The organism is Thalassolituus hydrocarboniclasticus, from assembly GCF_025345565.1.
GTDB lineage: Bacteria > Pseudomonadota > Gammaproteobacteria > Pseudomonadales > Oceanobacteraceae > Venatoribacter > Venatoribacter hydrocarboniclasticus.
Genome location: NZ_CP054475.1, coordinates 257,944 through 270,292, shown reverse-complemented (window position 1 = coordinate 270,292; position 12,349 = coordinate 257,944). Strand labels below are relative to the sequence as shown.

The following is a 12,349-nucleotide window of genomic DNA, read 5'->3' as shown; positions in this document are numbered from 1 at the left end:
GCGGTTAAAACACCTTAAGCCCCAGTAGTCTGTGTTTTTTTCCTGCTCCGGCCCGCTGTGCTTTTACTTTTCCCCGCAGTACCTGCCCTACTGGCGCTCTTTTTTCCCGTGCTGTATTTGCGCCTGCCTGCAGTGTTCGCGGCACTTCCCGCTAACCCCGAAAACTGCACACTATCGGCTGTCAGCGCCAGGCTAATGAGGTGCTGAAGCTGCTCAGTAAGCGGCTGCATAAAGGCCGTATAATTCAGACTTTTATGGGCAATATCCTGTAATTGCTTTTCCCACTGCGCCGTCATATCCGGCCTTGTGGCTGCTTCCGGCAGCGCATTAATCAGCGCTTTTCCCAGAGCCGTCGCGCGGATACTTTTACCCTCACGCTGCAGAAACCGGCGTTTAAATAACAACTCAATAATACCGGCGCGGGTTGCTTCTGTTCCCAATCCATCGGTTTCTTTCAGAATGCTTTTCAGCGCCTTGTCCTGCACAAAGCGGCCGATACCGGTCATCGCTGCCAGCAAAGAGGCATCGGTAAAATGTGCCGGTGGCTGGGTGTGTTTTTCCTGCAGCAAAGGTTCTCCGCTCCACAGCAGCTGCCCTGCTGTTAACGGCGGCAATGGTGCTTTAGCGTTTGCCTGATTCTCTTTTTGTGGCAGTAAGACTTTCCAGCCCGGCTTCAGGGTTTCACGCTCACTGGCGGTAAAATTTCCACCACTGATGGTCAGGCTGATTCTGGTATCGGCGTATTCATAGTGCGGAAAAAACTGCAGCAAATATTGGCGGGCGATCAGTGCATAAAGTTTTTGTTCTGTGTTGCTCAGCCGCGCGGCAGGCAGTGCTTTGGCTGTGGGAATAATCGCATGGTGTGCACCTACCTTGGCATCATTCCAGGCCTGACTGCGGATTGAACTGTCGGCCTGAGCGCAGGCCGACGCCAGTGCTTCGCTGTGCGCACTGATAGCGGTCAGAACCTGCTGGCGCTGGGCAAAATGTTCCTGTGGTAAGTAACGGCAGTCGGAGCGCGGGTAGGTAATTAACTGATGCTTTTCATACAGGCTCTGTGCTCCGTCCAGAACCTGCTGCGCACTCATGCCCAGCGCTTTGGCGGCATCAATCTGCAACGCCGATAAATTAAACGGCAGCGGCGGCGCCTGCTTTTTTTCTTTACGCTCAACCTGTTCAACCTGCGCCGGTTGCTGACGGATACGGGCAGCCACATTGGCGGCCAGCTTCGGATTCAGCACCCGGCCTTCCTCATCCTGATGCGCGGCACAGGCATCGCTCGGCTGCCAGCTGGCATAAAAACTCAGAGCGGACTCTGCCGTTAAATGAATGGCTGCCTGCACCTCGTAAAATGGTTTGCTGATGAAGTCAGCGATCTCCTCATCACGGCGCACCACCAGCCCCAGCACCGGCGTCTGTACCCGACCAACGGATAACACGCTGTTCACTCCTCCCTGGCGGCCTTTAATGGTGTACGCGCGGGTCAGGTTAATACCGTACAGCCAGTCGGCACGGGAGCGTGCCAGCGCCGAAACCGACAGCGGAATAAACTCCTGATTAGAGCGCAGTTGCTGCAATGCCCGGCTCACCGCCTGCGGGTTTAAATCACTGATTAACAGTCGCTGCATTGCCTGACGCTTGGCCGCGGGCACTTTCAGAAATTCAATAACCTCGTCCACCAGCAACTGGCCTTCACGGTCGGGATCGCCGGCATGTACCAGACTGCCGGCTTCTTTCACCAGCTTGCGCAGCACGGTTAACTGCTTACGGGTTTGCGCTTTGGCCTGCAGTTGCCACTGCGCAGGCACAATCGGCAGATGATCGAGCCGCCACTGTTTAAAGGCCGGATCGTAAGCATCCGGTTCTGCCTGCTCTAGCAGATGACCGATACACCAGCTCACTACGTCGCCGTTAGCGGCGCGGATAAAGCCCTCACCTTTGCTGTGCGGCTTGGGAAGTACAGCGGCAATGGCACGGCCCAGGCTGGGTTTTTCGGCAATAATCAGACGCATAACAAATAACTGTATTTTTATACAGCACTCATCATAGCCGAGCCCCTGTTTGCGTGCCAGCGCCGGCTTGCAATACAGGCGCTCTTTTAATAAATCGCTCAGTACAATATTTGATCTATGCTGAAAACAGCCCGCCTTTCAGGATAAATCCTATGCGCAACAGTATCCGTAAACAGATGATGCTCGCGGTCGGTGGCACCATTCTGGTGCTTCTGGCTCTTAGTGGCATTTTTACTTACGAACAGGCCCGCAACAGCCTTGAGCAAGCCATCAGTGATCGTATTCAGGTTACTGGTGAAAGCACCAGCCGTTATGTCAGCAGCTGGATCAGCAATAAAGGTCAGGTATTAAGCGGCACTGCAAAAGCTTTAGTTAATGGCGACCGCCTGGCGGTGATCGAACAGGGGCTGGCATCCGGTGACTATATGTTCCTCTACCTGGGCACCGATACCGGGGAAATGCTTATGCGCCCGGACGATGAATTACCAGCCGATTATGATCCGCGCACCCGCCCCTGGTATCAGCAGGCCATGGCGGAAAAACGTCAGCTTCTGACAGCGCCTTATGTTGACGTTACCACCAACGAATTAATCGTCACCTTTGCCGAGCCTCTGCGTGGCGGAGTAATAGGTGGCGATATTTCTCTCGAAGCCATCGTAAAAGAAGTGCTGGGAATCGAACTGGGGGACAGTGGCTATGCTGCCCTGCTCGACAGCAAAGGTGACTTCATGGTCCATCCGGATCAGAAACTGCTGGGTAAAAACATTTCATCGCTGCTCGATAACGGCACACAACTGCAACTGAATAAAATCCAGCAAACTCTTTTTAATCAGCGCAGCAGTCTGGCAGGGCTGTACTCTATCGCCGGTACGGACTGGCGTCTGCTACTGGTGATGGATAAGGCTGAAGCCTTTGCCAGCCTGGCGACCCTGCGCTGGTCAAGCATGCTGATCGGCATTCTGACGATCGTGGTGGTAACCCTGATTGCCGGCATGATTATCTCTTACCTGTTGCGACCCCTGGTGGTACTTAACAGTGCGATGTCAGACATTGCTCAGGGCGAAGCCGATTTAACCCGCCGCCTGCAGGTAGACCGCAACGATGAAGTCGGCGCACTGAGCAACTCATTTAACGTATTTGTTTCATCCATTCATGAGCTGGTTTCCCAGAGCCGCGACTCTTCCCGCGAACTGGATGGCATTGCCAAATCGGCGCGCGAAAATGCCGAAAACAATAATCAGGCGGTGCAGTTGCAGCAGAACGAAATCAGTCAGGTTGCAGTCGCCGTTAACGAGCTGTCTTCCACCTCATCCGAAGTTGCGACCAATGCTTCTGATACGGCCAATGCTGCGCAAAGTGCGACCACTGAAGGCAATAAAGGCATTCAGAATGCGCAGGAAAATAAGCGCCGCATGGATGGCTTATCGCAACAGATGGACAGCGCTACCGAGGTGATTAATCAGCTCGACAGTCAGGCACAGCAAATTACCGGTATTCTCGCGACGATTCAGGGCATTGCCGAACAAACCAACCTGCTCGCTCTGAATGCCGCCATTGAAGCGGCCCGTGCCGGTGAGCAGGGGCGTGGCTTTGCCGTGGTTGCCGATGAAGTTCGCACCCTGTCCCAGCGAACCCACGAAGCCACCGGCGAAATTCAGGAAATGATCGATAGCCTGAAGCATCACAGCCAGAATGCCGTGGGCATTATGGAAACCAGCAAACAACTGACCGCCGAAACCGCCAGCAGTGCTATTCAGGTGACCGACAGTCTGACCGCCATTGCCGATGCGCTGAACGATATTTCCAGCCGTTCTCAGAGCATCGCCAATGCCTCACGTGAGCAGCATGCCGCCACCGAAGAAATCAGTCGTATTGCCACCGCTATTCAATCGGCGTCGGATGATCTGGCGGCTAACGTTGAGCAGGCAACCGAGCAATCGCACCAGCTGCACACGCTCAGTCACGATATCAGCTCAAACCTGTCGCGTTTTCGCGTCTGAGGTTTTATAACAGGCCATTATCAATGGCCTTCAGCACCGCCCGGGTGCGGTCGCGCACATTCAGCTTGGCCAGAATAAAGGACACCTGATTGCGCACCGTACCCGTCGATTTATGCAGAGCACCGGCAATCTCCTGATTGGTGTACCCTGCCGCCACCAGCCGCAGCACCTGCAGCTCTATCGCTGTCAGTGGCTCGTCGGCCAGATTGCTACTGCTGTCAAACTCCAGCTCAAGGCGGTGTTCACTGATCTTACTCGTCACCGCCGGCTGTACCCATTGCCCGCCCTGATGCAGGGTTTCGATGGCGGCCAGCAACTCATCCAGCGCCACGTCTTTACGCAGATAACCACGTGCCCCCCGGCGCATACATTCCAGCACCAGTTCATGGTCATCAAAGGTGGTCAGCACCAGTACCGGTATTTTGCAGCGCCGCTGGTGCAGTTCTGCCAGTAATTCTGTGCCGCTCATATTCGGCATACGGATATCCAGCAGGATGACGTCCGGCTGATGCTCTTCAATTGCCACCAGTCCCTGCACACCGTCACTGGCTTCGGCCACCACCCGGCACAGCGGGCGCAGATGCAACAGCGTGCGGATGCCTTCACGCACCAGTTGCTGATCCTCAATCAACACCACATTGATCATACGAGCAGTCCATTATCCCAGGGCAGGGTCAGTGTGAGTTTTAAACCATGCAGGCCACATTCCCAGTCGCAGCGGCCACCGATATCCTGCGCCCTCTCCTGCATACCGCGCATGCCATTACCGGGCAGCGGCAGCTGCCGCAGCCCGCCGTTATCTTCTACCGTAAGCTGCAGGCTGGCGCCCTGTTGCCGCAACACGATAGCCGCACGACTGGCCTGACTGTGGCGCAGAATATTGGTCAGCGCTTCCTGCGCACAGCGCAGTATCACTTCGGCGCAGTGCACATCATCGATAATCAGCCCCGGCTGAATCTGCAGCCAGACCCGCGGACGCGGCACCGCCTCCAGCAGGGAGGCCAGCGCCTGGCGCAGGTCCAGACCGCGCCGTTCACGGAATTCAGACACCGCCTCGCGCATATCACTGAGCAACAGATGAGCAATAGTTCCGGCGCGGTCAATGGCGTGATCACGCGGTTGCGCTTCGGTATGGCGGGCAATCTCCAGCTGAATACTGAGTGCTGCCAGATGATGTCCCAGCAGGTCGTGCAATTCGCGCGCGATACGCAAACGCTCATCGCGCTTGCTGGCCGACGACAGCAGGCTTTGCGTGGCTTTCAGCTCACGCACCAGCTGCGAGGCATATTCCCGCGCCTGCTGTTCCGCCTGCAGGGTAAAACAGATATACAGAGCAAAAAGATTAAACAGCGCATAGAGCACGGTATTAATCAGCACAAAGTCCTGATCAAACAACAGCCCCTGATACAGGCCCACCAGCATTGGCACCAGTAACGCTGCCAGCAAACAACTGCGCCAGCTGAAATAACGCGGTAACTGCGCGATCACCAGAATCCACAGCACCGCACAGATGCCGCTGCCAAACAGCAACATCAGCAACAGAGCGCTGACCATTGCCAGCCACAACCAGACTGGCGGGCGCCGGGCCTCACGCCAGGGCTGCAGACGTGCCAGCACATTGGCAACCAGATTCAGCAGAAACAGCGTACTTGCCAGCGCGATCCAGGCCGGCGTCGCCGGCACCCGGGTAACGGCCTCCACCTGGCCCAGCCAGAGGAAGATCAGCGCCGTAGCCAGAAAGCCGATGGTCAGTGCCGCCAGAATAATATCGGCGGCAATAATGAGGTTGGGTTTGATTCTGTTCACGGCCGCAGTGTGCCAGAGGCGCTGCCGTTGCTGAATAGGGCAAATGTCATCTTCTGCCTGTCGGCCCGCTGCCGCCGCACGTCTGTCGTGACATTTGCCACAAGTCAGTAGCACCCCGCCGCTCTAGCATCAGTTACCACTGACCGGCGGAGCGACGTATGAATCAGGTTATTCATCTTTTATTTACTTCTGTCAGCTGCAGCCTGTGTATGGCGCCACTGACCCCGGCGCTGTACGCCAATGAAACAGCTCCGGCTGAATACTGGCAGCTGGAATATGGCGCCGGCACGCTGCAGCGCTCAATGCCCTGGCAGCAGGCGGAGAACCAACATTTTAATTTTCCGCTGCTGTCAGCGCGGCGCGGCAACTGGCGCTTAGGGGTAGACGGTGCCCTGCTGCAGTATCAGTGGCAGCAGAACAGCCTCAGCCTGAGTGGCGGTATCGGTTTGCGGGATGAGGTGTACGACAGCCGTTTATGGGGCAAAGCCGACAGCAATGACCCGGTATTTGATGGCTATCGCAGTGACGGTGGCGATACCACCTTGCAGCTGCGCGGCGGCTGGGGCTGGCTGAATGCCGGTGTTGAGCAGGATTTGTCTTCGCATTCCGGCGCACTGACCGCCGATGCCAGCATCACCCTGCCCCTGTTTTATCTGCAGGGCGGCGCTCGTGCCCAGCTGCTTGCCGGTACGCGCTGGCTGAGTGAATCCTACAGTCGCTATGTGTATGGCATCAGTCCGGAGCAAAGTAACGCGCTGCGACCCGAATACCAGCCGCAGCAGGCGTTTAATCCGCAACTGACGCTGCAGGCGCTGTGGCCAATCAGTCCGCAGTGGCTACTGCGCCTGCGCTGGCAGCAGGAGTGGCTGGACGACAGCCTGCAGGACAGCCCGCTGGTCGGCCAGCCGGTCAGCCGTCAGGCAATGCTGCTGCTGAGCTGGACCACGCCATAAACCTGCCTATTGTTCAGCCATACGGTGTACACATACCCGGTCACCGTAGTAGTTGTCGGCGTAGTTACAGATCTGAATCTTTGCGGTCTGTGCCACTGATGCCGGGGCCGCTTTCTGCCCATCCTGATGACTGCCAAAAACCTTACTGACCATATTTTTTACCTGTTTCATTGCGGTGGACCCTCCAGAGCCTGTTGTAATAGCCCCGAGAGTACGCACTCATAATAAATAGCTGAAATCGTATTTTAATAAGATTCTTATTATATTTTCCTATCAAACCCACCACCACGGCACAGATGCCTGAGATGAGCGGAAAATCTATATCAAAAAAAATTGATATAGATTTCCTGTGCGTCTACACTGCGCAGCATGAACACAGCGCCCTACTTACCTGAATTACCCGCAGCGACAGAAATGAGCCTGCAGCAACTGGCACAGGCAGCGAAAGCCGCCGGTGACCCGCTGCGGATGAGCATTCTGCAATTACTGGGTCAGGGCGCCTTTGGTGTGCTGGAGCTGTGTCAGGTGTTTGGCATCAAACAGTCCGCGATGAGTCACCACTTAAAGGTGCTGGCCCAGGCCGGACTGGTGAGCAGCCAGCGTGAAGGCAACAGTATTTTTTACCGCCGCCCGCTGCTGACCGCCGATGATCACTGGAGTCTGTGGTTAAAGTCGCTGTTCAGCGCTATCGATGCGGCAACGTCCGAGCTGGACAGCGACGCGGTTGACCAGGTGCTGAGCGAGCGCGCCGAAGCCTGCGCCGAGTTCTTTGCCCGCCATGCCGGTGATTTTAAAGAGCAGCAGGATCTGATCGCTTCATGGGATCAGTATGGTGATGCCCTGACGACCATTCTTGCCTCCCTGACCGGACAAGCAGGAAAAGCGGTGAGCACTGGCTACGCTCTGGAAATCGGCCCCGGTGAGGGTGCCTTTTTACCGCAGCTGGCACGCCGCTTCAGTGCCGTAACGGCGCTGGATATTTCGCCGGACATGCTCAGCAAGGCGCAGCAAACCGTCAGCCGCGAAGCACTGCAGAATGTGCACTGTGTACTGGGCGATACCAGCACATTGCGCGCACAGCAGGACGGCCAGTTTGATTTTGCCGTCGCTAATATGGTGCTGCACCACGTACCGGCACCGAAAACGATTTTCACCGATGTCGCACAACTGTTGCGCGATGGCGGTACTTTGCTGGTCACCGATCTGTGTCGTCACGATCAGGTCTGGGCCAGAGAATCCTGCGGCGATCTGTGGCTGGGATTCGAACCGGCGGATTTATCCGCATGGGCGCAGGAAGCTGGCCTGAGTGAAGGCCAGAGTCAGTTTTTAGGTTTAAGGAACGGGTTTCAGATCCAGTTCCGTTTGTTTTACCGCGCAGCAATTAATGGCCATAAGTAACGGCTGAAACCTGCGCGCTAACCATTATGAAGAGGGCTTACCATGAGCGAATATTCCATTTTCACCTCCGAGTCGGTGTCTGAAGGCCACCCGGATAAAGTTGCCGATCAGATTTCTGATGCCGTACTGGATGCGATTATTGCCCGCGACCCATACGCCCGTGTTGCGGTTGAGACTCTGGTAAAAACCGGTATGGCAGTGGTTGCCGGCGAAGTGACCACCTCCTGCTACGTTGACCTCGAAGACATCGTACGTGATGTAATTACCGGCATCGGTTACAACAGCTCCGACGTTGGCTTCGATGGCGCAACCTGCGCGGTACTGAACGGCATTGGTAAGCAGTCGGTGGACATCAATCAGGGCGTTGACCGTGCCAAGCCTGAAGATCAGGGCGCCGGTGACCAGGGCCTGATGTTCGGCTACGCCACCAACGAAACACCTAACCTGATGCCAGCACCTGTGTACTACGCGCACCTGCTGTGTCAGCGTCAGTCGGAACTGCGCCGTAACGGCACCCTGCCGTGGCTGCGTCCGGATGCAAAATCTCAGGTAACCATTAACTGGGAAGGTGATTCACCAAAAATTGATGCCGTGGTTCTGTCTACCCAGCACGACCCGAGCATCAGCCTCGACGACCTGCGTGCCGCGGTGATGGAAAACATCATTAAGCACGTTCTGCCTGCCGAATGGCTGCATGAAGGTACCCTGTACCACATCAACCCAACCGGTAACTTCGTTATCGGTGGCCCTGTGGGTGACGCCGGTCTGACCGGCCGTAAGATCATTGTTGATACCTACGGCGGTATGGCGCGTCACGGTGGTGGTGCATTCTCCGGTAAAGATCCATCCAAGGTAGACCGCTCTGCGGCTTACATGGGCCGCTATGTTGCCAAAAACATCGTTGCTACAGGTCTGGCCGACCGTTGTGAAATTCAGGTGTCTTACGCCATTGGTGTGGCTGAACCAACCTCTGTTTCAGTGAACAGCTTCGGCACCGGCAAGATCAGCGACATCGAGCTGGCACGCGTCATCCGCGAAGTGTTCGATCTGCGTCCGTACGCTATTCAGAACCAGCTGGAACTGCTGAACCCTATGTATCAGCTGACCGCTGCGTACGGCCACTTCGGTCGCGAGCCGTTCGAAGCCAGCTACACCTACAAAGACAATGGCGAAGAAAAAACCAAAACCTTTACCGCTTTCACCTGGGAACGTACTGACAAAGTCGACGCCCTGAAAGCAGCGGCTGGTTTGTAAGCAAGTCGGACGTCTGAAGGCTGATGTCTGACGTCATGCACAGGGAGGTCGCATGATGCCACGTAAATACAGACAACTAGTGGTATGGCAAAAAGCTATGCTGTTAGTCACTGATATTTATAACGTCAGCTCGGACTTTCCGGGCAATGAACAATTTGGATTAAGCAGCCAGATCAGGAGAGCAGCAGTAAGTGTTCCTTCCAATATTGCGGAAGGCAGCGCACGCGGAAGCGACAAAGAATTTACTCGCTTTCTATACATATCAAGGGGGTCTTTAATGGAAGTAGAGACACAATTGATGATTGCCGAGAATCTTGGCTACTGCCCTAACGGCTGTGATGAATTATATGAGTCTGTTGAGCAGATTTTTGCCATGCTCAACAAGCTCATCACTGTACTTAAAACTCAGCAGTAATACTGCATCAGACTTCCGACGTCTGACATCCGACAAGAGGATAAACATGAGCACATTCACCGATTATAAAGTTGCCGATATGGCGCTGGCCGACTGGGGCCGTAAAGAAATCAAAATCGCCGAAAGCGAAATGCCGGCGCTGATGGCGCTGCGCCGTAAATACAGCGAGTCAAAACCATTAGCCGGTGCGAAGATCATGGGGTGTATCCACATGACCATTCAAACCGCGGTGCTGATTGAAACTCTGGTCGACCTGGGTGCCGATGTGCGCTGGTCTTCGTGCAATATTTTCTCGACTCAGGATCACGCAGCCGCCGCGATTGCCGCAGCCGGTATTCCGGTTTTCGCCTGGAAAGGTGAAACCGAAGAAGAATTCCTGTGGTGTATCAAGCAGACCATTCTGGCGGAAAAAGACGGCGATAAAGTCTGGGATGCCAACATGATTCTGGACGACGGTGGTGACCTGACCGAAATGGTACACAACGATTTCCCGGAAATGCTGAACAGCATCCACGGTATTTCTGAAGAAACCACCACCGGTGTGCACCGTCTGCTGGAAATGATGAAAGCCGGTACCCTGAAAGTGCCTGCGATCAACGTTAACGACGCGGTAACCAAGTCGAAAAACGACAACAAATACGGCTGCCGTCACTCCCTGAACGACGCCATCAAGCGTGGTACTGACCACCTGCTGAGCGGTAAAAAAGCTCTGGTTATCGGTTACGGCGATGTGGGTAAAGGCTCTGCTGCTTCCCTGCGTCAGGAAGGCATGATCGTTAAAGTAACTGAGATCGATCCGATCTGCGCTATGCAGGCCTGCATGGACGGTTACGAAGTGGTTTCTCCGTACATCAACGGTGAAAATCTGGGCACGCTGGAATGTGTAGACGGTGACCTGTTGGGCAAAATCGATCTGCTGGTGACCACCACCGGTAACGTTAATGTGTGCGATAAGTTCATGCTGCAGAAACTGAAGAGCGGTGCCGTGGTATGTAACATCGGCCACTTCGATAACGAAATCGATACCGCCTTTATGCGCCAGAACTGGGAATGGGAAGAAGTGAAGCCACAGGTACATAAAGTGTACCGTGACAAAGCATCCGAAGATCATCTGCTGCTGCTGTCCGAAGGCCGCCTGGTGAATCTGGGCAACGCGACCGGCCACCCATCACGCATTATGGACGGCTCTTTCGCCAACCAGGTACTGGCACAGATTTATCTGTACGAGCGTAAGTTCGCCAACCTGATGGAAGCTGAAAAGAAAGAAAGCATCTACGTTAAGGTTCTGCCGAAGAAACTGGACGAAGAAGTGGCCAAAGACATGGTGGAAGGTTTTGGTGGCGTCATCACCAAGCTGACTCCCGCTCAGGCCAAATACATCGATGTCGATGTCGATGGTCCGTATAAGCCAGAAGCCTACAAGTATTAAGAGCTACTTGCGTCGGACGTCTGATGCCGGACGTCTGACTTTTATTTATAAACAGGAGCGTCTGACATCCGTCGTCAGGCGTCTGACTAAAGATGACTACCTTAAGTTTTGAATTTTTCCCGACCAAAACCGAGGAAGGGACAGAAAAACTGCTGACGGTACGCGACGAACTGGCCGCGTTTAATCCGGAGTTTTTCTCGGTGACTTACGGTGCCGGCGGTTCAACCCGCGACCGCACCTATGCCATCGTTAAAGCCATTCAGGAACGTGGTATCGCCGCAGCGCCACACCTGGCCTGTATCGGCGGCAGCAAAGAAGAAATCCGCGGTATCCTGAAGCAATATCAGGATCTGGGCATCGACCGTATTGTTGCCCTGCGTGGCGACCTGCCTTCAGGCTCCGGTCTGGCTGGCAGCGAACTGCGTTACGCCAACGATCTGGTGGAGTTTATCCGGGAAGAAACCGGCGACCATTTCACCCTGGAAGTGGCGGCGTATCCGGAAATGCATCCGCAGGCCAGCAACTTTGAAAAAGATCTGGAAAACTTTGTCCGCAAAGTAAAAGCCGGTGCCGACAGCGCCATTACCCAGTACTTTTTCAACGCCGACAGCTATTTCCATTTTGTTGATCGCGTACGCGCGATGGGTGTCGATACTCCGGTTATTCCGGGCATTATGCCGATCACCAACTACAGCAAACTGGCGCGCTTCTCGGACGGTTGTGGGGCAGAAATTCCGCGCTGGATCCGCAAGCAGCTGGAAGCCTACGGCGATGATTCAGAAAGCATCGTGAAATTCGGTGAAGAAGTGGTGACCGATATGTGCCGCCGTCTGCTTGATGGCGGCGCACCGGGCCTGCATTTCTATACCATGAACCAGTCTGAAGCCAGTCTGGCGGTATGGAAAAACCTGATCTGATGCTTAGCGCTCAGCCGTTTTACGGCTGAGCTTTTCCATTATTCGGTCAGTTATCACTAAACCTGCCCATCAGGAGTACTTTTCTCTGCGGGTATGGAGAAAAACTCCCCCACAACAGACTGGATTCCTTTAGTGTAAGCAGTCCCTGAGATACACTCTGCGGCT

The 12,349-nt window shown here is 54.9% G+C and carries 11 protein-coding genes; 7 read left to right on the top strand and 4 right to left on the bottom strand.

All coding sequences use genetic code 11. The features are described 5' to 3' along the window. Positions 1-14: 14 nt before the first annotated feature. On the bottom strand, positions 15-2,012 hold the full coding sequence (locus HUF19_RS01230; protein ID WP_260998138.1) for a DNA topoisomerase III: 1,998 nt from the start codon (positions 2,010-2,012) through the stop codon (positions 15-17). 152 nt (positions 2,013-2,164) lie between these two features. On the opposite strand from HUF19_RS01230, the gene HUF19_RS01225 reads away from it, so the two are divergent. Further along, positions 2,165-4,012 (top strand): methyl-accepting chemotaxis protein, encoded by a 1,848-nt coding sequence (locus tag HUF19_RS01225; RefSeq protein ID WP_260998137.1) that lies wholly within the window; start codon positions 2,165-2,167, stop codon positions 4,010-4,012. Between the two features lie 4 nt (positions 4,013-4,016). Here HUF19_RS01225 and HUF19_RS01220 read toward each other — a convergent pair whose 3' ends face one another. Both HUF19_RS01220 and HUF19_RS01215 read right to left on the bottom strand, forming a co-directional pair. Continuing rightward, positions 4,017-4,658: a response regulator transcription factor gene (locus HUF19_RS01220; protein ID WP_260998136.1), complete on the bottom strand. Its 642-nt coding sequence runs from the start codon at positions 4,656-4,658 to the stop codon at positions 4,017-4,019. Further along, a complete protein-coding gene (locus HUF19_RS01215; protein WP_260998135.1) occupies positions 4,655-5,818 on the bottom strand; it encodes a sensor histidine kinase in 1,164 nt (387 codons plus the stop codon). Before HUF19_RS01215 ends, HUF19_RS01220 begins: the two co-directional genes overlap by 4 nt. A gap of 158 nt (positions 5,819-5,976) precedes the next feature. Here HUF19_RS01215 and HUF19_RS01210 point away from each other — a divergent pair, with 158 nt between their 5' ends. Next, positions 5,977-6,771 carry a MipA/OmpV family protein gene (locus HUF19_RS01210; RefSeq protein ID WP_260998134.1) on the top strand — a complete coding sequence of 265 codons (795 nt, stop codon included), beginning with the start codon at positions 5,977-5,979 and terminating at the stop codon, positions 6,769-6,771. 6 nt (positions 6,772-6,777) lie between these two features. Here HUF19_RS01210 and HUF19_RS01205 read toward each other — a convergent pair whose 3' ends face one another. Next, positions 6,778-6,942, bottom strand: a complete 165-nt coding sequence (locus HUF19_RS01205) for a hypothetical protein (protein WP_260998133.1) — start codon at positions 6,940-6,942, stop codon at positions 6,778-6,780. Positions 6,943-7,140: 198 nt separating this feature from the next. Here HUF19_RS01205 and HUF19_RS01200 point away from each other — a divergent pair, with 198 nt between their 5' ends. The 5 genes from HUF19_RS01200 to metF all read left to right on the top strand — a co-directional run bounded on the left by HUF19_RS01200 (position 7,141) and on the right by metF (position 12,184). Next, positions 7,141-8,169, top strand: coding sequence for an ArsR/SmtB family transcription factor (locus HUF19_RS01200; protein ID WP_260998132.1), 1,029 nt, complete (start codon positions 7,141-7,143; stop codon positions 8,167-8,169). Positions 8,170-8,211: 42 nt separating this feature from the next. Then, the gene (gene metK, locus HUF19_RS01195) at positions 8,212-9,423 is read left to right on the top strand and encodes a methionine adenosyltransferase (RefSeq protein ID WP_260998131.1); all 1,212 of its coding nucleotides are present in this window, start codon (positions 8,212-8,214) and stop codon (positions 9,421-9,423) included. Positions 9,424-9,475: 52 nt separating this feature from the next. Next, positions 9,476-9,838 (top strand): four helix bundle protein, encoded by a 363-nt coding sequence (locus HUF19_RS01190; RefSeq protein ID WP_260998130.1) that lies wholly within the window; start codon positions 9,476-9,478, stop codon positions 9,836-9,838. Positions 9,839-9,884: 46 nt separating this feature from the next. After that, positions 9,885-11,267, top strand: a complete 1,383-nt coding sequence (gene ahcY, locus HUF19_RS01185; RefSeq protein WP_260998129.1) for an adenosylhomocysteinase — start codon at positions 9,885-9,887, stop codon at positions 11,265-11,267. A gap of 92 nt (positions 11,268-11,359) precedes the next feature. Next, complete coding sequence (gene metF / locus HUF19_RS01180) at positions 11,360-12,184, top strand: methylenetetrahydrofolate reductase [NAD(P)H] (protein ID WP_260998128.1); 825 nt, start codon at positions 11,360-11,362, stop codon at positions 12,182-12,184. The last annotated feature ends 165 nt before the right edge of the window (positions 12,185-12,349 follow it).